Here is an 18,963-nt window from a genome sequence, read left to right as displayed (position 1 = left end):
CGGTCGCGCTCACTCCCGCCCGAGGATCTCGTCCACCAACCCGGTGGTATGCGTCGCGGCGCGCATGGCAGGGTGGTCGAGCACCTCGCGCAGGAAATCCCGAGTGGTGGCGACGCGGGCGCCGGAGATCCGGAAATCCTCCAGCGCTCGCCGCATCCGGGCGAGCGCCCGGTCGCGGTCCGGCGCCCACACCACCAGTTTGGCCAGCAGCGAATCGTAGTGCGGAGGTATCGAATAACCGGCGTGCGCATGCGTGTCGACGCGTACGAAAGGCCCTCCGGGTGGCGTGAATTCCGCCAGGACCCCCGGAGCGGGCGCGAATTCGGCGGCAGGGTCTTCGGCATTGATCCGGCATTCGATCGCCGCACCGCGCAGGACGATGTCATCCTGCGCGAAGCCGAGCGGTTGCCCCGCCGCGACCCGGATCTGTTCGGCGATCAAATCGATGCCGGTCACCATCTCGGTGACCGGATGTTCCACCTGAATTCGGCAGTTCACCTCCATGAAATAGTAATTTCCGTCCCGGTCGACCAGGAATTCCACGGTTCCCGCTCCGACATAGCCCGCTTCGACCACACCGCCGACGGCAGACCTGCCCATTGTCTCGGCAAGCCCTTCCGGCAGCAGCGGAGCCGGTGATTCCTCGATCAATTTCTGATGCCTGCGCTGTACCGAGCAGTCGCGTTCACCCAGATGCACGCCGTTGCCGTGACCGTCGCACAGCACCTGGATCTCCACGTGCCTGGCCGCGGCGAGGTACTTCTCCAGGTACACGCGGCTGTCGCCGAACAGCATTCGCGCCGTCGCCCTGGTCTCCTGATAGGCGCGCGGGAACGCCGCGCTCTCGTGCACCACCTGCATGCCGCGTCCACCGCCGCCCGCGGCCGCCTTGATGATCACCGGGAAGCCGATCGAATCCGCGAGTGCGTGGGCCTCGTCGAGCTCGAGCGGGTCGAGGCTGCCCGGCAGTAACGGCAGGCCCGCTTTCGCCATCAGGGTGCGCGCCGACTGCTTGTCGCCGAGCTGAGCCATCACCTCGGCGGGCGGCCCGATCAGCGTGACGCCCGCCGCCCGGCAGGCGTCGGCGAAATCCGGTGACTCCGAGAGGAATCCGTATCCGGGATGGATCGCCTCGGCGCCGGTGAGCTCGGCGGCGGCCAGGATCGCCGCGGCGTTCAGATAACTGCGTTTGGCCGCGGAGGGGCCGATCTGCACCGCTTCGTCGGCGAAACGCACCACCGCCGAATCGGCGTCGGCGACCGAGTGCACCGCCACGGTGCGCACGCCGAGTTCACGGCAGGTGCGCGCGACGCGCAGCGCGATCTCGCCGCGGTTGGCGATCAGGATCTTCTCGAACATGGCCACACCCTCACGCGACCGACCGGACCAGGATCTGCCGCCGCGCGCCGAAGCGCCGGAAGCGGGCACGGCGCTCGTCGGCCAGCTCCGTCCCGCTGCGTCCGGCGAGTTCGCCGAGGGTCGCGGCGAGGGCGCGGCGCAGCTGTTCGGCCGCGGCCACGGGAGCCGACCCCACGTCGTCACCCGGCTCGGGCAGCACCGCGTCGACCACGCCGAGACCCAGCAGGTCCCGCGCGGTGAGCGCCAGCGCGGCCGCGGCCGCGGGCGCGGCGGCCGGATCGTTCCATACGATCGCCGCGCAGCCTTCCGGGCTGATCACCGAATACGTGCCGTTGGCGAACATCAGCACGCGGTTGGCGACGCCGAGCGCCAGAGCTCCGCCGCTGCCGCCCTCACCGATCACCACACTGATCACCGGCACCCGCAGCGCGGACATCAACCGGATGTTCTCCGCGATGACGATCGCCTGCCCCTGCTCTTCGGCGGTGGCGCCCGGGTATGCGCCGGGTGTGTCGATCAAGGTGATGACGGGCAGGCCGAGCTTCTCGGCCAGCCGCATCAACCGCGCCGCCTTGCGATAACCGGCGGGGGTCGGCATGCCGAAGTTGCGCTCCATCAGCTCCTTCGGGTCGTGTCCCTTCTGGTGGCCGATCAGCATCACCGGCCGCCCGGCGAGCCATGCCGTTCCGCCCACCACGGCGGCGCAGTCGCCGGAGATCCGGTCGCCGCGCAACTCTCGGAACTCCTCGAAGGCCAGGGCGAAGTAGTCGAGTGCGGTCGGCCGCTGCGGGGCCCGCGCCCGGCGCACCTGCGTCCAGGGATCGGTCGTGGGAATGCGGGCCGGATCGGTGATCGCTCCGGCGTCGGCGGGGACGAACGTCTCCGCCGGGTCGACCTGGGCCGCGGTTCGCACCAGCGCGCCGAGCGCCTGGCGCAGACCCGCCCGCGGCACGATCATGTCGATGAGCCCGCGTTCCAGCAAGAATTCGGCCGTCTGGAACCTCGGGGGCAATTCCTGCCGGATGGTCTGCTCGATCACCCGGCGCCCGGCGAAGCCCAGGCGCGCCCCCGGCTCGGCGATCAGCACGTCGGAGAGAGTGGCGAAGGAGGCCGCTACACCGCCGTAGGTGGGGTCGGTGATCACGGTGACGGTGAGCACGCCCGCCCGGTCCAGCTGCTCCAGCGCCGCGCTGGTCTTGGCCATCTGCATCAGCGACAGCGGGCCTTCCTGCATCCGGGCGCCACCCGATGCGGTGACGATGATCAACGGAATACGCCGCGCCAGCGCCGTCTCCGCGGCGGCGGTGATCATCTCGCCGACCGCGGTGCCGAGGCTGCCGCCCAGGAAGCGGAAGTCCATGGCGGCGATCACCACCGGCCTGCCCTCGATCGCGGCCTGCGCGCACAGCACCGCGTCGTGCAGGCCCGTGCGGGCGCGAGCGGCGGCCAGCCGGTCCGGGTAGGACTTCGTGTCGGTGAAGGTCAGCGGGTCGTCGTCGGTGACGACGACCGGCAGCGGCTCGAAACGCCCTTCGTCGGCGAGCTGTCCGATGCGCTGCCGCGCGGTGATCGGAGTATGCCTGCCGCATTCGCCGCAGACGCCGAGGTCGCGGGCGAACCGCTTGCCGTACAGCGGGATCAGGCATGCAGGGCAGAGCACCCAGTCCGCGACCTCCTGGTCGTGTGCTGACTTCATCACGCGTGTCTCCTGTGCTCGGGAACGGGTGGTCGGTCCGGGCGGCGCCGGCCGGGCGATCACAGCGACAGCCTGCGCCCCGCCGCTCGAGAACAACTCGACTCGTTCGCTCGAGCGATGTTCGAGGGCCGTCCTCGATGCTCGATCGCACCATCGAAGGGAGAATCGCCATGAATCTGAACGCATCCGGTGGTGCGCGATGAGCCGCCGCGTCGTCGTCACCGGGCTCGGGGTCCGCGCGCCCGGCGGGTCGGGCAAGGACGAGTTCTGGAAGCTGCTTTCGGAAGGCCGTACCGCGACGCGCCGTATCTCGTTCTTCGACGCCTCCCCGTACCGGTCCCAGGTGGCCGGCGAGGCCGACTTCGACCCGGCGCGGGAAGGTTTGTCGCCCAGGGAGATTCGGCGAATGGACCGGGCGGTGCAGTTCGCCGTGGTCTGCGCGCGGGAGGCGGTGGCCGACAGCGGGCTCGACCTCGCGGCGGTCGATCCGCACCGGCTCGGCGTGAGCCTCGGTAGCGCGGTCGCCGCGGCCACCAGTCTCGAGCGCGAATACCTGGTGCTGTCGGACTCCGGCAAGAACTGGCTGGTCGACGAGAGCTACCTCTCCCCGCACATGTTCGACTACATGATCCCCAGCGTGATGCCCGCCGAAGTGGCCTGGAGCGTGGGTGCGGAGGGGCCCGTGGCGATGGTCTCCAACGGGTGTACCTCGGGGCTGGACTCGGTCGGGCACGCGGTGCAGCTGATTCGGGAGGGCTCGGCCGACGTCATGGTGTCCGGCGCGTCGGACACACCGATCACACCGATCGTCGTGGCCTGCTTCGACGCGATCAAGGCGACCACACCACGTAACGACGAGGCGGAGGTGGCCTCGCGGCCGTTCGACAACTCCCGCAACGGGTTCGTCCTCGCCGAGGGCGCCGCGATGTTCGTGCTCGAGGAGTACGAGAGCGCACGCAAGCGGGGTGCGCACATCTACGCCGAGATCACCGGGTACGCCACCCGGTGCAACGCCTACCACATGACCGGACTCAAGGCGGACGGCCGCGAGATGGCCGAGGCCATCCGGGTCGCGCTCGACGAATCCAGGATCGACCCGACCGCCGTGGACTACATCAACGCCCACGGCTCCGGCACCAGGCAGAACGACCGGCACGAAACCGCCGCGGTGAAGCGCAGTCTCGGCACGCACGCCTACGCCACGCCGATGAGCTCGATCAAGTCGATGGTCGGGCACTCGCTCGGCGCGATCGGCTCGGTCGAGATCGCCGCCTCGCTGCTGGCGCTGGAGCACCAGGTGGTGCCGCCGACGGCGAACCTGCACGAACCCGACCCCGAATGCGATCTGGACTACGTGCCGCTGGTCGCCCGCGAGCAGCGGATGGACACCGTGCTCACCGTGGGCAGCGGGTTCGGCGGCTTCCAGAGCGCGATGGTGCTGCGCAAGGCGGAGGCGGTGGCGGCATGATCCTGGTGACCGGAATGGGAGTGCTCGCGCCGAACGGTATGGGCGTGGAGCGTTTCTGGGATGCCGTGCTGGCCGGGCGCGGCGGAATCGCGCCGCTCACCCGGTTCGACACCAGTCGCTCGGCGGCGCGTCTGGCCGGCCAGTTGGCCGATTTCGACGCCGGTGAGCACCTGCCGAGCCGGCTGCTGCCGCAGACGGACATCTCGACCCGGATGGCGCTGGTCGCCGCGCAGTGGGCGCTGGACGACGCGAAGGTCGACACCACCACGATGACCGACTACGAGATGGGCGTGGTGACCGGAAACGCCTCCGGTGGTTTCGAATTCACCCACCGGGAGTTCAAGAAGCTGTGGTCTCTGGGCTCCGAGCACGTCAGCGTGTACGAGTCCTTCGCGTGGTTCTACGCGGTCAACACCGGCCAGATCTCCATCCGGCACGGCATGCGCGGGCCGAGCAGCGCTTTGGTCGCCGAGCAGGCCGGCGGGCTGGACGCGGTCGGCCACGCGCGGCGCACCGTGCGGCGCGGAACGCCGCTGGTGGTCACCGGCGGCGTCGACTCGGCGCTGGACCCGTGGGGCTGGGCGGCGCATCTGTCCAGCGGCGCGGTGAGCGCCGCGACCGACCCCGAGCGCGCCTATCTGCCGTTCGACGCCGCCGCCGCCGGATACGTGCCCGGTGAGGGCGGCGCGATGCTGGTCGTCGAGGACGCCGCCGCCGCGCGGGCCCGTGGCGTGCCCAAGGTGCACGGCGAAATCGCCGGGTATGCCTCGACATTCGATCCACCGCCCGATTCGGGTCGCCCGTCGGGCCTGCGCCGCGCCGCCGAACTCGCGCTGGCCGACGCGGGGATGACGCCCGATGACATCGATGTGGTGTTCGCCGACGCCTCCGGCATCCCCGACCGCGACCGCGACGAGGCCGCCGCCATCGAGGCGGTGTTCGGGCCGGGCGGCGTTCCGGTCACCGCGTCGAAACCGCTGACCGGACGCCTGTTCTCCGGCGCGGGTCCGCTCGACATCGTGACCGCGCTGCTGGCGATGCGCGACTCGGTGATCCCGCCGACCGCGGGCACCACCACCCTCGCCGAGGACTACCGGATCGACCTGGTCCTCGGCGCCGCGCGCACCGCCACCGTCGGCGGCGCGCTCGTCCTGGCTCGTGGGCGCTGGGGGTTCAACTCCGCGGTCGTCGTGCGCGCCGTATCCGATTGAGTACCACTTCCCCAGGAGCCGATCATGACCATGACCATCACCGAATTGCGCCGGATTCTCGTGGACTGCGCGGGCGGCGAGGACCTCGCCGAACTCGCCGGCGACATCGCCGCCGTGGAGTTCGAGGAACTGGGCTACGACTCGCTCGCGCTCATCGAGACCGCGGCGCGCATCCAGCGCGACTTCGGCGTGACCATCCCGGAAGAACAGCTCATCGAGGTCAAGACGCCGCAAGAGCTGGTCGACATCGTCAACACCGAATTGCGGGGCGCGGCATGAGCGTGATGAGCCACACCAAGGTGGTGCAAGCCGCGCCCGAGGTCGTCTACGACCTGATCGCCGACGTGACCAGGTGGCCGGTGATCTTCGAGCCGAGCGTGCTGGTGCGCCACCTGCACCGCGGGCCGGACGAGGAGCGCTTCCGCCTGTGGGCGACCGTCGGCGGGGTGGTGAAGAACTGGACGTCGCGGCGGGTACTGGACGCCGGACAGCGCCGCATCGTCTTCGAGCAGGAGCGCAGCCAGGCGCCGATCGCGTCGATGGGCGGCGGCTGGTCGTTCCGCGAGATCGGTCCCGGCACGACGAAAGTGACGCTGGATCACCACTTCACGGTGATGGAAGGCGCCGATCCGGAGCGGGTCGCCGCGTCGGTGGACCGCAACAGCGAGGTCGAACTGGCGGCGCTGGCCCGCATCGCCGAGCTCGGCCACCCCGTCGAAGAGGTGATCCACACCTTCGCCGACACGGTGACGCTGGACTGCTCGGCCTCCGAGGTCTACGACTTCGTCTACCACAGCGAACGCTGGCCCGAGCACGTGCCGCACGTGGGCCGCGTCGACCTCACCGAGGACTCCGAGGGCGTGCAGCTGATGGCGATGGACACGGTGACCGCGGGCGGGATCGCGCACACCACCGAGTCGATCCGGGTGTGTTTCCCCGGTGAGCGGATCGACTACAAGCAGCTGGTGCCGCCCACGATACTGTTCGGCCACAGCGGCGCGTGGGAGTTCGCCGACGGGCCGGACGGCGCGGTGGTGACCGCGCGGCACACAGTCGCGATCGACCCCGTGGCCGCGCGCGAGGTACTCGGCTCGGACACCGATCTGGCCGACGCCCGCGCCTACCTGACCGAGGCGCTGTCGAGCAACAGCCGCAACACGCTGCGGTGCGCACAGCGCTACGCCGCGACGACGAAGTCCTCGACATGACCGCCGCCGACATGACCGCCGCCGAGGCCGCCGTGACACCGCACGTGCACGAGATCGCCGACGGTGTCTACGCCTACACCCACACCCGCGGCGGCTGGTGTGTCAGCAACGCCGGTGTGCTCACCGGGCCGGACGGCGCGGTGGTGATCGACACGCTGGCGACCGAGGGACGCGGCCGCGCCCTCGTCGAGTTCGTCGACGGGCTCGGTACCGGCCCGGCCCGCACCATCGTGAACACCCATCACCACGGCGACCACAACTTCGGCAACCACCTGTTCGGGCCGACGGCCGTCGTCGTCGGCCACGACCGGATCCGGCCCGAGATGATCGAGACCGGGCTGGCGCTGACCGAGCTGTGGCCGCAGGTCGAGTGGGGAGACGTGCGGGTCACTCCGCCGAGCATCACGTTCAGCTACCACCTGACGCTGCACCAGGGCCTGCGCCGGGTGGAGCTCCTCCACTTCGGGACGGCCGCGCACACCACCAACGACGTGGTGGCGTGGCTGCCCGAGGAGCGCGTGCTGTTCGCCGGTGACCTGGTGATGGCGGGCGCGGCGCCGTTCTGCCTGATGGGATCGATCAGCGGTTCGATCACCACGGTCCGGCGGCTGGCCGCGCTGGGCGCCGAGACGGTCGTCGCCGGGCACGGCCCGGTCACCGGGCCGGAGATCTTCGACCAGACGCTGCGGTATCTGCGCTGGGTGCAGGACCTCGCCGCGGAGGGACGCGCGCTCGGACTGACACCGCTGGCGATCGCGCTGGAGGCCGACCACGGCGAGTTCGCCGATCTGCTGGATCAGGAACGGTTGGTCGGCAACCTCTATCGCGCGGACGCGGAACTCACCGGCGGCCTGCTCGGCGAGGCGCTGGACGTGCCGGCGATCTTCGAGGAGATGGTGGTCTACAACGGCGGGCAGGTGCCGGTATGCCTGGCGTGAGAACCGAATCGGTACAGGTCTGCGTGATCGGCGGCGGCCCGGCCGGACTGATGACGGGCCTGCTGCTGGCACGCTCCGGCGTGGAAGTGCTCGTGCTGGAGAAGCATCCGGACTTCCTGCGGGATTTCCGGGGCGACACCGTGCACACCTCGACGCTGCTCGCCATGAACGAACTCGGCCTGGCCGAGGAGTTCCTCGCGCTGCCGCACGTGGAATTGCCCCAGCTGCCGATGGCGACCGCGACCGGCCCGGTGGTGTTCGCCGACTTCAGCGCTCTGCCCGGGCCCTTTCCGTTCGTGGCGTTCATGCCGCAGTGGGACGTGCTCAACTTCCTCGCCGAGGCGGGCCGCCGCTACCCCGGCTTCCGGCTGGTGCAGCGAGCGGAGGTCACCGAGCTGGTCCAGCGCGGCGGCACGGTGGTCGGCGCACGCGCCGAGACGGCCGATGGCCCGCTGGAGATCAGCGCCGACCTGGTGATCGCCGCCGACGGACGGCATTCGATCGTGCGCCGATCGGGGCTGCTCGAGGTCGCCGCCAGCGCGGCGCCGATGGACGTGCTCTGGTTCCGGGTAGGCAAGCCGGAAGGCGAACGGCTGCCCACCGTGCGCAGCGGGCACGGATTCTTCATCGTCTGTATCGACCGCGGAGACTATCTCCAGGTCGCGTACATGATCCCGAAGGGGGGCTTCGCGACGATCCGCGAGGCGGGGCCGGCCCGCTTCCGCGCGGATCTGGCCGCCATCTATCCCGCGCTCGCACCGCATCTGGAGGCGGAGATCCTGGACTGGGACGACGTGAAGCCGCTCGATGTCCGAGTGGACCGGCTGCGCCGCTGGTACCGGCCGGGGCTGGTGGCGATCGGGGACGCGGCGCACGCGATGTCCCCGGCGGGCGGGGTCGGGATCAATCTGGCGGTGCAGGATGCCATCGCGACCGCCCGGCTCCTGGCGCCGATCCTCACCGCAGGCGTGATCCCGACCACGGCGCAGCTGCGCACCATCCAGCGCCGCCGCGAATTCCCCATGCGCGTGGTGCAATTCGCGCAACTGCACCTGCTGGCCGACCTCTACCCCAGCGTCGGGCGACCCGGGACCGACAGACCGCTGCTGGTCCGGCTGCTCCGCCGTTTCCCGCGCCTGCCCCGGCTGATCGCCCGGGTGATCGGCCTCGGCATCCGTCCCGAGCCGGTGCCGCCGGTGCCCGACTCGACCGAGAACATCACGGCACTGACGAAACTCAGGGAGAACTGATCGTGTCGACCTACCTGCTCATCCACGGCGCCTTCCACGGCGGATGGGTCTGGCAGCGGGTGATGCCGCTGCTGGAAGACGCGCGCCACCGCGTCCTGACCCCCTCGCTGGTCGGTCTCGGCGACCGCGCCCACCTGCTCACCGCGGACGTCGGCCTCGACACCCACGTCCAGGACCTGATCGACCTGATCACCGCCGAGGACCTCACCGACATCGTCCTGGTGGGTCACAGCTACGCGGGCATCGTCGTCACCGCCGTGGCCGACGCCGTGCCCGACCGCATCGCCGAACTGGTCTACCTCGATACCTTCGTGCCCCGCGACGGCGAAGCGGTGGCCGACATCATGCCGGGCATGGTCGACGCCTTCGCCGCCGCGGCGGCCGCCACCGGCGACGGCTGGCGGGTGCCGCCGCAAACCGAACCGAGCGGCGACGGCGGACTGTACGGCGTCACGGAGGAACCCGACCTCAGCTGGCTGGCGTCCATGCAGACACCACAATCGCTGAAGACCTTCCAGCAACCGATGAGGTTGACGAATCCGCGAGCGCTGGCGGCTATTCCGGTAACGCACGTGCACTGCGACGAAGGCGGCGAGGACTTCAAAGCGATGCGCGCGGCCATGCCGCGGACCCTGCCGCCCGCCGATCTGCCCGCCGAGCGCCTGCACGTGCTCCCCACCGGGCACGACTGCATGATCACGATGCCGCGCGAATTGGCGCAGTGCCTGCTCGCGCTTTCCGCTCGCCCAGCGGCAGCACCGTAGCTCGTCGGTTGCCGCGCGAGGGGCGCGGCTCACGAGGGACGCCGAGCGCACCTGCGCTCGGCGTCCCCTCACGTCCGCGGACGCGGCGCCTGCCTCAGCCTCGTGTTCGCCCGCGCTGGTCCGGGATCAGCCCGCGGTCGCACCCGCGTCATAGGCGGCGCGTGCCGCGAGGACCTCGCCGAGGTGTTCGGAGGACCAGGCCACGATGCTGCCGAACACCGGGGTCAGCGTCTTCGCCAGCGGGGTCGCCTCGTACTCGACGCGCGGTGGGACCTCGGGATGGTAGGTGCGCGCGACCAGGCCGTCGCGTTCGAGCTGCCGCAGGCGCTGGGTGAGGACCTTGGGGGTCAGGCCGGGGATCCGGTGTTGCAGTTCGGTGAAGCGCAGCCTGCCGTCGTGGGTGAGGACCCACAGCACCTGGGTGGACCAGCGGCCGAACACCAGGTCGATGACCGGCGTGATCGGACAGGGGTCGACGGGCGTTTCCGGCGCGGTTGTCATACGTCCCTCCGGTAAGTCACTTTCCCCTTGGTTACTACTATACTTTGGAAAGTACTGTGTATCCAGGTGTCGCGAGCACGCGAAATCCGAAGGGACACAGCCATGACGACAACAGTGGACGAGCGCCTGGATCTGCCGCGCCGCTCCGGCGAGCGGCCGCGCACCCGGGCGCACAATCCGCACCAGCAACTCGACCAGATCGCCCCACCGGAACTGCAAGAGCGACTCTGGTCGCGGATGACCACGCTCGACGGCGTCCTGCTCGGCCGCAGCGGAGTGTCCCTGCCCGATACCCGCGCGGTGCACCTGCGGCCGACGATCGCCCAGGGCCCCGACGAGGCCTACCTCGCGGGCACCGAATTCGCCCATCTGCACGGGCACGGCGACGGCAGCCTGCACATGTCGCTGCCGAAAGATGTGGTGGCGCAGGCGGTCCGGCAGGGCTGGGCGGAGCCGCATCCGATGGCTCGGCAGGGGTACCTGCCCGAGACGCTGGTGATGGTCTACGGGCCGCGCGATCAAGAGGAGCTGGAGATCGTCTGGCAGCTGGTGCGGATCAGTCACCGCTTCGCCGGCCGACCGGCTACAGCGTGATTAGAGCGGCAGCCGTCATCGTCGGTGCCATGAACGCGACCGATCTTGTGGGCACCTGGGAACTGCTGTCCTACTACGACATCGACGAACACGGCGTCACCAGCGAGGGGCCGCTCGGCGCCGCGCCGCGCGGCCTGCTGATCTACGGCGCACACGGTTACATGTCGGTGAGCATGATGCGCACGGACGCAGCCGCGGGAGCCACGCCGTTCATGGGCTACGCGGGCACCTGGCGGCGATCCGGCACAGAGGTGGTGCACGCGATCAGCGTGTGCTCCAACCCGGCGTGGGCGCAGACCGAGCAGGTGCGGCAGATGTCGCTGAACGCGGACGTGCTGACGCTGATCGGTGCCGCACAGGTCGGCGGGCGGGAACAACGCCGGATACTCACCTGGCGTCGCAGCCACCCGCCCGCCTGAACACCCTGTCACTCCGGCGAATAGGAGAACAACGGCTCGTCGAATTGGACCGGCTCGTTGTCTTCCTTGAGTATCCCGGTGATCACGCCGCCGGCCTGGGCCGTCACCGGGATCATCAACTTCATCGCCTCCACGATGGCGATCTGCTGCCCGGCGCTCACCCGGTCGCCGACTTCCACGAACGGGTCGGCGCCAGGTTCGGGGCACCGGTAGAACACGCCGACGCTCGGTGCGCGCACGACCGCACCCAGCGCCGGAGTCTCCGCAGCGGCGACGGCTTGCACCGCCGCCGCCGCCGCGATCGGGGCGGCCGCCGGGGCAGCGGACGCCTGCCACTCGGCCTCGACGGTCACCTCCCCCACCTGGAAGCGCAGTGCGCTCGGCTGCTGCGGGAAACCCGCGAGCAGCTGCAACGCGCCGGTCTGGATCGCCTCCAGCACCCGGAGGTAGTCCTCATGCCCGGCGGCGGCGTTTTCTTCTACTGCGGTCATTGCCGTCACTCCTCGCGCTCAGTAGTTGCCCAGGCCGCCACAGACGTTCAACGCCTGCGCGGTGACGGCGCCCGCGCCGGGACCGATCAGGTAGTCGACCATCGCCGCCACCTCGAACGGTTGCACATAGCGGCCGATCGGCACCCGCGCGCTGACCCTGGCGTGCACCTCGTCGGTGTCCACACCCCACAGCCCGGAATACACCTCCCGTACTCGCTCGGCCATCGGCGTCTCCACGAATCCGGGACACACCGCGTTCACGGTGATCCCCGTCTTGGCCAGCTCGAGGCCGAGCGCCTTGGTGAAACCGACCACTCCGTGCTTGGACGCGGAGTACGGAGCGCCGTGCACCACGCCCTGCTTGCCGCCGGTGGAGGCGATGTTGACGATCCGGCCGCTGCCGCGCTCGAGCATGCCGCCCGCGTTGAGCACCGCCTTCGTCATCAGGAACACGCTGTTGAGGTTGGTGTTGATCACGTCGAACCACAGTTCGTCGGGCACCTGCGCGGTGACGCCGCCGCCGCTGCGGCCGGCGTTGTTGACCAGGATGTCGATCGGCCCGTAGCGCCGCACACCCGCGTCGACGTACTCGCGGACCTGCGCGGCGTCGGCGACGTCGCAGACGGTGCCGTCCACCTCGTGCCCCTCGTCTTGCAGGCTCTTCACCGTGTCCGTCACCCGCTGCTGGTCGCGAGCGCAGAGGAACACCGCGATGCCCTGGGCCGCCAGGTTTTTGGTGATCTCCAGGCCCATGCCGCTGGTCGCTCCGGTGACCAGCGCGACGCGCCGATTTTCCGCCATGACTCCTCCATCGGTCGACTTTTCCGAACTCTCCGGGCTGTTCGACCACCAGGGTCGACCCGCGTCCTATAGATCCGGTCAACCGCAGGACGCCGACCGCGACTCGACCGAGGCTCTAGCGGCGTGGACCACCCTGGCGTGCGGCCCAGGCCCGCCGCAACGACAGGAGCAACCATGACCACCGTCGCAAGCCGCACCGAGTTGTACGCCGAGGTCCAGCAGTTCTACGCCGAGCAGATGCAGCGGCTGGACAACCGCGACATCCCCGGCTACGCCGCGACCTTCACCGAAGACGCGGAATTCGAGCACACGCCGGGCATCCCTCCCGCCCGCACCAGGGCGGGCATCATCACCGACCTGGTCGAGTTCCACAAGCGCTTCGAATCCGACCCGATGCAGCGCAGGCATTGGTTCAACATGATCAACCTGCAACCACGCCAGGACGGGGCCATCGTGTCCACCGCCTACTGCCTGGTGGTCAAGATCCGCCCGAACAGCAAGCCGGAGATCGCGCCGAGCTGCGTCGTGCACGACGTGCTCGTCCGCGTCGACGGCGCATTGCTCACCAGGTCACGGCGCGTCGTCCACGACTGATCCGAACACCGATCTCAGTCGAGGTGATCGACGCCGGTCCCGGCCTGTCACCCTCGGACACCGCCCGCGTGTTCGAACGCTTCTACCGCACCGACGCCCCGCGCACCCGCGCCAGCGGCGGGGCCGGACTCGGCCTGTCCATCGTCCAGACCCTGGTCACCGCCCACGACGGCCGGGCATCGGTGGACAGCGAACCGGGACGCGGGTCGATCTTCACAGTGGTGCTGCCCCGCGAGCCCGCGGATACGCCGACCACAGGTGAGCCAGTCCCGTCTCAACGATGACGAGCGACCCCGGTGCCGTCACCGTGCACCCGTACCGCTGAACTCCGGCGCAGGCGCACGCCGAGCGCCCAACGCCAGCAGCCCCACCGCGATCCAGGCGAGCACCCAGGGAGCCGGTTCCAGGATGACGGCGGCGACCACGGCCCAGATGCCGAGCGTCCACGCGACGAAGGGCGGCGGCACCATGCCCCGCCGATCCAGCCACAGCACGATCAGCCCGACCACGATCAACGGCACGCCGAAGCTGCCGGTGGTCAGCCAGAACGACGCCATCACGGGGCTCATCTCGCTGATTCCTTCCTCGGGCCGCCACAGCTTCGCGCTGAACCACGAGTCCGCGTGATCGGGAGCCACCAGCAGCAAGCTGCCGAGCGTGTGCCCGACTCCGAGGAACACGAGGAGGCGACCGGCCCACTTGATCATGAAATCCACCCTTCGATTACGGAACCGACAGTTCCGATACTGACAGTTCCGTATAGTAGGCGCGTGCCGAAACCGAAACAAGGCGTCGGGCGTCCGCGCGACAGTGACGTCGATCTCGCCATCGTGCGCGCCACACGCGACCTACTGGCCGAGCGCGGCTACGCCGGACTCACCGTCGACGCCGTGGCGATGAAAGCGGGGATCGGCAAGGCCGCGATCTACCGCCGCTACGCCACGAAGCAAGAGATGATCTTCGCCGCCACGGTGCACGACATGCGGGAACAGGCACCTCCCGATACCGGAACCCTCCGCACGGACCTGGCCGCGCTGACCGAGACCATCGCCGCACAGCTCGGCCGGGCGCCGAACGACGTGCTCGCGGGCCTGCTCGCCGACATCTACGCCGACCCCGCACTCAGCGCCCGCTTCGCCGAGACCTTTCTCGAACGCGAACGCCAGGCGGTGACCGAGGTGCTCGGCCGCGCGGTCGCCCGCGGCGAATTGGCGGCACAGCCCGATCTCACGACCGTGCACGCACTTCTGCTCGGCCCTGTCTTCGCCTGGCTACTGATCCTGGACGGCGACCGCGCCGGGTTGCCGGATCTCACTCGCACGGTCGCCGAAGCGACGGCGACCGTACTGCTGTCCGAGCCCTCCAGCTGAGCCACCCACTTGTGCGAGTGGGTGTCCGTTCTGCGCAATCCACCCACCAGCTCCAGCAGTTCGTGACCACCTCGACCTGGGATCACACCGAGGTGAGGGCCCGGTTGGCCGGGTAGGCGGCGCGGTTGATCGATCCGGACGCCCTCGTGGTCGATGACACCGGTTTCCCGAAGGAACCCCGACAAACCCGTCACCGCCAAGACAAAGATCACCACCACCGGCCGCTCGGGCGGACGGTTCGTGACCTAGCGCCGCGGCAGCCGCAAGACCGCATCCAATCCCGGGGCGGTGATGCGATCCCGGTTCCTCGCGCTGCGAGTGCGTCCGGCCAACCGCAACATCACCCGAGCACCCGACGGCAGCCTGCCCGAATGCTGGCTGCCGGCCGAATGGCCGACCGGTGCGCCCGAACCCACCGACTACCGGCTGGCCACCCTCCCACCCACGATTCCGCTACGGGACCTGGTGCGGCTGGCCAAGATCGCTGGCGCATCGAACACGACTACCGCGAACTCAAAGACGGACTCGGCCTGGACCACTTCGAAGGCCGATCCTGGACCGGCCACTGCCACACCCGCCACCAACCCATCCCCACCCCAACACGATTACACACCTAACAAAGTCCTACTAGGCGCTTTCGTGGTCGTCGAATCGCATTGACGGTGTCGGTAATCTATCCGGCAACCTGCCCGCACGCGCTGGATCACGGATTTTTCACACCTGGGAATTATGTAGTTGACACATCATGGGAAGCTGGCGATCGTGAGGGCGATCACAAGCCGTCTCAAGGCGCAGGGCGGCTGAGTGCGGTGGAGCCGTGCGGGCCAGGCGTGCCGAAAAAGACTGGTCGGGGCGATCGGTTTTCGCCGCGTCGACTCCGATCGAACGAGAGCAATAGCAGTATGGAATATAGAGAACAGGTGGCGAAGTTGATCGATTCGCTGCTCGCGGTACCGGCCTGTCGTGCCGAGCTGGAGTATCTGCAGCGCAGACTATCCATCCCACCGCAGGAGATCATCGATGCATGGATGTTCTACGACCTCTCCATCATGAACTACTCGAACGAGTCGTACTCTTCCACTTCGTTGCGTATGGCGATGCATCTCCACAATCAGCTCGCCGGCAATTGGCATGATCGACGGCAGGAGATCGTGCTCGGATATCTGGAGACCATCGCGCCGGAGGCGGTGTGCGACATCGGTTTCGGCACGCCACAGCGCTACGTCCGGCACTATCTGTCCACCCGGCGGGTCGAGATGGCGCTGTGCGAATTCGAGTCGACAAGTTTGGAGTTCGCGGAGTTGGTGCTTGAGCACTGGCGCCCGGACTGGAGTAGTACGATCAAGCTGATCGAGCACGACATGAACCGCGATGAACTGCCCGCCGGTTACCCGGCGTACCTGTTCCAGGATTCGATCGAACACGCTCTGCAGCCGACCGAGACACTGCACCGATATGTCGACAGCGCTTGGTCGGGCACCTATTTCCTCTTCTCGCTGCCCATTGAGGTGGCCGACCCCATACCGGGGCACCACATCTCGTGGACCGAGGAGGCCGCAGCGCTCGATTGGCTCGGTGCGGCCGGTCTGACCGTGCTCGACAAGGAAGTAATCCATTTCCACGCTGATCTCGATCTGCATTCGCACCGGCTGCATCCGGACACTCGGCAATTGGCGGTGCTGTCCGTCAAGAAATAACACCCACTGAGTCGAAATGTCGCCGACTTCGACATTGGGTTCGGGCGAAGCCGACGACCAGCAACCCTGCCTTGCGCGTCGACCACGCGGATGAGGGCGTCGGCAGCAGGGCGACTGGACAGCCCCGTAGCTACAACTGCCCCTTGGCCCGCTGATCCCGACGCGCGAAACCAGCGAACATCTCCGCCGCGAACTCCTCGATCACCGGACGCACCACGTCCATCTCCACACCCGACACCGGTCAACCACAACACATCCCAACCCACCTAACAAAGTCCTACCAGGCGCCGAGTCCAAACCGCCGGGGATATCGAGACTGGTCGCAGGGGGTCGGGCCGGTCGGTCTCTCTGTCGGCCAACCGACCTCTGTGCTCGAGAAGCGGCGTGCGCGCGTTGGTGAGGGTTGGTTACTGCCGGCCGCGTGGATCCGCAGCCCGCAATCGATTCGGCCGTGCGCCTGACGCGGCGCGGTGCGTGGCTCCCTAACTGGCTTTGTCAATTCTCCGACTCGAGCGCCACTTTCATGCACCGGGACACCATGAACGACGTCGCCGACCCCGCCCTGTGCACCGGTGTCCGGCCACGCACATCGACCTGCGGCGCGGTTTGCGCGCTACGAGTCGATGTGGGAGGTGTTCAGCAGGAGTGTGCGGGGTTCAGTGGCCCGCGCTGCCGGTGGACGGTCGAGCCCTGCGCAGTTCGCAGGCCAGCCGGTCGGCGTCGGGTCGGTCCTCGGCGGAGCGGGCGCAGCCCTGCGAGGTGTAGCCTTGTGCGTCGTAGCCCCACCGGTCATAACCCCACCGGTCATAACCCCACCGGTCATAACCCCACCGGTCGTAGCCCCAGAAGTCGAAGCCGTCGGGGCCGTAAGGGTCTTCCGGCTCAGCAGGTTTCGGAAATGAGGGGGTCGTTACGGGCGGTTCGGTCGTTACCGGCGGAACAGTGGTGACCGGCGGTGTGGTCGTCACCGGAGGAGCGGTGGTCACGGAGGGCACTGTTGTGACCGGTGGCGCGGTCGTCACCGGCGGCAGCGTCGTCACGGGCGCGGTGGTGACGGGTGCGGTAGTAACCGGGGTTCGATCAGGGGTTGCGAATGCCGGTATGACAAGCGCGGCCGGAGCAAGCGCCACCGTCCCGGCGACTGCGGCCAGCAGGACCGACTGCCGAACGGTGCGCGGACTTCTCCTCCACTGCGACATAGTTGACCTCCAACTCGAGATGAGCGCGCTCACCGCACCCGAGTCGGCTATCGGTCGGATGTCCAAAATTCGTTACACAGTAGTGACTTTCGCGCCCGTAGTTTGCGGCAGGGTCATCGAGTACCGACCCGACCTGGCGGATCTTCTCGCAGCGCCTCGAGCGGCAGAGTCACACGTTCGCGCACCATGTCGACGTCGAGTATCTGTGCGGTGATCTCCTGGCGGAGGGTGAGGATCTCGGAGGGGTGGTCGTGTACCCACTCCCCACCTTCCGGTCGGCGTCGGTGTAGATACCTTCCTCGTCGGCGGCGATCTCGATCGGTTCGGCGATCAATCGCAGAGCCCCCACAGACCGTGACCTCAGCGTCCGATAGCCGAAAACTACACTCCAGAATGTAGACATCCTGTGAAGGCCGGTATATAGTCGCTGTCGTTGGAGATGAAGAGTCTGGTTGGCCGGGTAGGTGAACTGCCCGGAAAGCAAGAACTACCGTCCCCTCCGGCGGAGAAGAGAATCCGGTGCAGTCGGCCGGCCCGCCGGAGGGGATGAAGAACTCCGGTAGCCGACTCCCGTGCGATAGCCCCTGCCGATCAGCGAGGCGCGGGCCGGAATATGTCGTCGAGAGGCGTGGCGGAGGTGGAGGCAGCTCCCTCTTCGGCGAACCATTCCCAGCGCAGCACTCGGGCGAGGACCGGTGTGGGTAGGCCCGAGAGCGTCTTCGCGATGGTGGCGAAGCGGCTGGAGCCCTCGATGATCGAGCGGTGGGCGGCCAGAGCGGTCTTGCGCTGGGCGGCATGGGCGGCGACGTCGATGCGGTGGGTGATCGCCGAGCGCGGACTGTACCGCGAAACGAGGGCGGATGGGTCGTCGGGCAGGGGAATTCGCGACAACCGCAGCACATGGATCAGGCGCGCGTAACTTTCGCGCGGCAGGGTGGCGTCGAGGACACGCGAAACACCGGCGAGTTCGGCCGCGCGCTTGCCGACCTCGTGCACGCGAACATGGTCGCGGTGGCCGTACCCGCCGTTGCTGTCGTAGCTGAGCAGGATTTCGGCGTTCTCCGCGCGGAGGATGGCCGCCAACCGTTGCGCCGCCTCCTCGGGATCGGCGCGGACGAATCGCCTCCGGTCCGGCGGGTCCGCGTACAACACAGCGCCGTGCCCGCTGTCGGCGTAGCCCAGGTGCACCACCCGGTGCACGCCGAGAGCGGCGGCGCTGGACTCCAACTCGCTGAGCCGCAACGGTTTCCGGCCGTCCAGATCGGCCATGTGACCGTCGGTGGCCACGACGATCACGGTCCGGTGCCCGGCGGCCGACAGTTTGGCCAGCGTGCCGCCGGTCAGCAGCGTCTCGTCGTCCGGGTGCGCGTGGAATGCTACAACGGTCGCCATCGCCCCAGTCT

At 68.7% G+C, this 18,963-nt stretch carries 20 protein-coding genes and 1 pseudogene; 13 read left to right on the top strand and 8 right to left on the bottom strand.

What is annotated here, in order from left to right:
• Positions 1-9: 9 nt before the first annotated feature.
• Both K8O92_15725 and accD read right to left on the bottom strand, forming a co-directional pair.
• The gene (locus K8O92_15725; GenBank protein UAK35136.1) at positions 10-1,359 is read right to left on the bottom strand and encodes an acetyl-CoA carboxylase biotin carboxylase subunit; all 1,350 of its coding nucleotides are present in this window, start codon (positions 1,357-1,359) and stop codon (positions 10-12) included.
• A 10-nt stretch (positions 1,360-1,369) separates the two neighbouring features.
• On the bottom strand, positions 1,370-3,055 hold the full coding sequence (gene accD / locus K8O92_15720; GenBank protein ID UAK35731.1) for an acetyl-CoA carboxylase, carboxyltransferase subunit beta: 1,686 nt from the start codon (positions 3,053-3,055) through the stop codon (positions 1,370-1,372).
• A 199-nt stretch (positions 3,056-3,254) separates the two neighbouring features.
• Between accD and K8O92_15715 the strand changes: the two genes are divergently transcribed.
• From K8O92_15715 to K8O92_15685, 7 genes are read left to right on the top strand one after another with little or no spacing between them, the layout of a single operon-like run.
• A complete protein-coding gene (locus K8O92_15715) occupies positions 3,255-4,523 on the top strand; it encodes a beta-ketoacyl-[acyl-carrier-protein] synthase family protein (protein ID UAK35135.1) in 1,269 nt (422 codons plus the stop codon).
• Positions 4,520-5,734 (top strand): ketosynthase chain-length factor, encoded by a 1,215-nt coding sequence (locus tag K8O92_15710; GenBank protein UAK35134.1) that lies wholly within the window; start codon positions 4,520-4,522, stop codon positions 5,732-5,734. The genes K8O92_15715 and K8O92_15710 overlap by 4 nt, the downstream gene beginning before the upstream one ends.
• A 24-nt stretch (positions 5,735-5,758) precedes the next feature.
• Entirely contained in the window at positions 5,759-6,013 is a 255-nt protein-coding gene (locus K8O92_15705) for an acyl carrier protein (protein UAK35133.1), read from the top strand.
• Positions 6,010-6,942 (top strand): aromatase/cyclase, encoded by a 933-nt coding sequence (locus tag K8O92_15700; GenBank protein UAK35132.1) that lies wholly within the window; start codon positions 6,010-6,012, stop codon positions 6,940-6,942. The genes K8O92_15705 and K8O92_15700 overlap by 4 nt, the downstream gene beginning before the upstream one ends.
• On the top strand, positions 6,900-7,880 hold the full coding sequence (locus K8O92_15695; GenBank protein ID UAK35131.1) for an MBL fold metallo-hydrolase: 981 nt from the start codon (positions 6,900-6,902) through the stop codon (positions 7,878-7,880). Before K8O92_15700 ends, K8O92_15695 begins: the two co-directional genes overlap by 43 nt.
• On the top strand, positions 7,868-9,130 hold the full coding sequence (locus tag K8O92_15690) for an FAD-dependent oxidoreductase (protein ID UAK35130.1): 1,263 nt from the start codon (positions 7,868-7,870) through the stop codon (positions 9,128-9,130). Before K8O92_15695 ends, K8O92_15690 begins: the two co-directional genes overlap by 13 nt.
• A 20-nt stretch (positions 9,131-9,150) precedes the next feature.
• Positions 9,151-9,894: an alpha/beta fold hydrolase gene (locus K8O92_15685; GenBank protein ID UAK35730.1), complete on the top strand. Its 744-nt coding sequence runs from the start codon at positions 9,151-9,153 to the stop codon at positions 9,892-9,894.
• Between the two features lie 126 nt (positions 9,895-10,020).
• Here the strand turns inward: K8O92_15685 and K8O92_15680 are convergent, their stop codons facing one another.
• Entirely contained in the window at positions 10,021-10,395 is a 375-nt protein-coding gene (locus K8O92_15680) for a helix-turn-helix transcriptional regulator (protein ID UAK35129.1), read from the bottom strand.
• A 102-nt stretch (positions 10,396-10,497) separates the two neighbouring features.
• Between K8O92_15680 and K8O92_15675 the strand changes: the two genes are divergently transcribed.
• Both K8O92_15675 and K8O92_15670 read left to right on the top strand, forming a co-directional pair.
• Positions 10,498-10,989, top strand: coding sequence for a DUF5519 family protein (locus tag K8O92_15675; protein ID UAK35128.1), 492 nt, complete (start codon positions 10,498-10,500; stop codon positions 10,987-10,989).
• 29 nt (positions 10,990-11,018) lie between these two features.
• Positions 11,019-11,408 carry a lipocalin-like domain-containing protein gene (locus tag K8O92_15670; GenBank protein UAK35127.1) on the top strand — a complete coding sequence of 130 codons (390 nt, stop codon included), beginning with the start codon at positions 11,019-11,021 and terminating at the stop codon, positions 11,406-11,408.
• An 8-nt stretch (positions 11,409-11,416) separates the two neighbouring features.
• Here the strand turns inward: K8O92_15670 and K8O92_15665 are convergent, their stop codons facing one another.
• Both K8O92_15665 and K8O92_15660 read right to left on the bottom strand, forming a co-directional pair.
• On the bottom strand, positions 11,417-11,899 hold the full coding sequence (locus K8O92_15665) for a hypothetical protein (protein ID UAK35126.1): 483 nt from the start codon (positions 11,897-11,899) through the stop codon (positions 11,417-11,419).
• A gap of 18 nt (positions 11,900-11,917) precedes the next feature.
• Complete coding sequence (locus K8O92_15660) at positions 11,918-12,700, bottom strand: SDR family NAD(P)-dependent oxidoreductase (GenBank protein UAK35125.1); 783 nt, start codon at positions 12,698-12,700, stop codon at positions 11,918-11,920.
• A gap of 467 nt (positions 12,701-13,167) precedes the next feature.
• Here K8O92_15660 and K8O92_15655 point away from each other — a divergent pair, with 467 nt between their 5' ends.
• Positions 13,168-13,578: a hypothetical protein gene (locus tag K8O92_15655; GenBank protein UAK35729.1), complete on the top strand. Its 411-nt coding sequence runs from the start codon at positions 13,168-13,170 to the stop codon at positions 13,576-13,578.
• A gap of 18 nt (positions 13,579-13,596) precedes the next feature.
• Here the strand turns inward: K8O92_15655 and K8O92_15650 are convergent, their stop codons facing one another.
• Entirely contained in the window at positions 13,597-14,001 is a 405-nt protein-coding gene (locus tag K8O92_15650) for a hypothetical protein (GenBank protein UAK35124.1), read from the bottom strand.
• A gap of 63 nt (positions 14,002-14,064) precedes the next feature.
• Between K8O92_15650 and K8O92_15645 the strand changes: the two genes are divergently transcribed.
• The 3 genes and pseudogenes from K8O92_15645 (at position 14,065) to K8O92_15635 (ending at position 16,361) form a co-directional block, all read left to right on the top strand.
• Positions 14,065-14,664: a TetR/AcrR family transcriptional regulator gene (locus K8O92_15645; GenBank protein UAK35123.1), complete on the top strand. Its 600-nt coding sequence runs from the start codon at positions 14,065-14,067 to the stop codon at positions 14,662-14,664.
• Between the two features lie 240 nt (positions 14,665-14,904).
• Positions 14,905-15,281, top strand: a pseudogene (locus K8O92_15640) (transposase).
• Positions 15,282-15,326: 45 nt separating this feature from the next.
• Positions 15,327-16,361 carry a hypothetical protein gene (locus K8O92_15635; protein ID UAK35122.1) on the top strand — a complete coding sequence of 345 codons (1,035 nt, stop codon included), beginning with the start codon at positions 15,327-15,329 and terminating at the stop codon, positions 16,359-16,361.
• 656 nt (positions 16,362-17,017) lie between these two features.
• Here the strand turns inward: K8O92_15635 and K8O92_15630 are convergent.
• Both K8O92_15630 and K8O92_15625 read right to left on the bottom strand, forming a co-directional pair.
• The gene (locus K8O92_15630; GenBank protein UAK36120.1) at positions 17,018-17,347 is read right to left on the bottom strand and encodes a hypothetical protein; all 330 of its coding nucleotides are present in this window, start codon (positions 17,345-17,347) and stop codon (positions 17,018-17,020) included.
• 804 nt (positions 17,348-18,151) lie between these two features.
• Positions 18,152-18,952: a PIG-L family deacetylase gene (locus K8O92_15625; GenBank protein ID UAK35121.1), complete on the bottom strand. Its 801-nt coding sequence runs from the start codon at positions 18,950-18,952 to the stop codon at positions 18,152-18,154.
• Positions 18,953-18,963: the final 11 nt, after the last annotated feature.

It is taken from the genome of Nocardia asteroides (assembly GCA_019930625.1).
GTDB classification, from domain to species: Bacteria; Actinomycetota; Actinomycetes; order Mycobacteriales; family Mycobacteriaceae; genus Nocardia; species Nocardia sputi.
This window is presented reverse-complemented; position numbering and strand designations above follow the sequence as displayed.

What these genes read in the sequence shown, in the direction of transcription:
- K8O92_15725 (UAK35136.1), bottom strand. Translation starts at nt 1,359, where the DNA reads ATGTTCGAGAAGATCCTGATCGCCAACCGCGGCGAGATCGCGCTGCGC.
- K8O92_15670 (UAK35127.1), top strand. Translation starts at nt 11,019, where the DNA reads ATGAACGCGACCGATCTTGTGGGCACCTGGGAACTGCTGTCCTACTAC.
- K8O92_15650 (UAK35124.1), bottom strand. Translation starts at nt 14,001, where the DNA reads ATGATCAAGTGGGCCGGTCGCCTCCTCGTGTTCCTCGGAGTCGGGCAC.
- K8O92_15625 (UAK35121.1), bottom strand. Translation starts at nt 18,952, where the DNA reads ATGGCGACCGTTGTAGCATTCCACGCGCACCCGGACGACGAGACGCTG.
- accD (UAK35731.1), bottom strand. Translation starts at nt 3,055, where the DNA reads ATGAAGTCAGCACACGACCAGGAGGTCGCGGACTGGGTGCTCTGCCCT.
- K8O92_15660 (UAK35125.1), bottom strand. Translation starts at nt 12,700, where the DNA reads ATGGCGGAAAATCGGCGCGTCGCGCTGGTCACCGGAGCGACCAGCGGC.
- K8O92_15690 (UAK35130.1), top strand. Translation starts at nt 7,868, where the DNA reads ATGCCTGGCGTGAGAACCGAATCGGTACAGGTCTGCGTGATCGGCGGC.
- K8O92_15700 (UAK35132.1), top strand. Translation starts at nt 6,010, where the DNA reads ATGAGCGTGATGAGCCACACCAAGGTGGTGCAAGCCGCGCCCGAGGTC.
- K8O92_15665 (UAK35126.1), bottom strand. Translation starts at nt 11,899, where the DNA reads ATGACCGCAGTAGAAGAAAACGCCGCCGCCGGGCATGAGGACTACCTC.
- K8O92_15675 (UAK35128.1), top strand. Translation starts at nt 10,498, where the DNA reads ATGACGACAACAGTGGACGAGCGCCTGGATCTGCCGCGCCGCTCCGGC.
- K8O92_15715 (UAK35135.1), top strand. Translation starts at nt 3,255, where the DNA reads ATGAGCCGCCGCGTCGTCGTCACCGGGCTCGGGGTCCGCGCGCCCGGC.
- K8O92_15680 (UAK35129.1), bottom strand. Translation starts at nt 10,395, where the DNA reads ATGACAACCGCGCCGGAAACGCCCGTCGACCCCTGTCCGATCACGCCG.
- K8O92_15705 (UAK35133.1), top strand. Translation starts at nt 5,759, where the DNA reads ATGACCATGACCATCACCGAATTGCGCCGGATTCTCGTGGACTGCGCG.
- K8O92_15710 (UAK35134.1), top strand. Translation starts at nt 4,520, where the DNA reads ATGATCCTGGTGACCGGAATGGGAGTGCTCGCGCCGAACGGTATGGGC.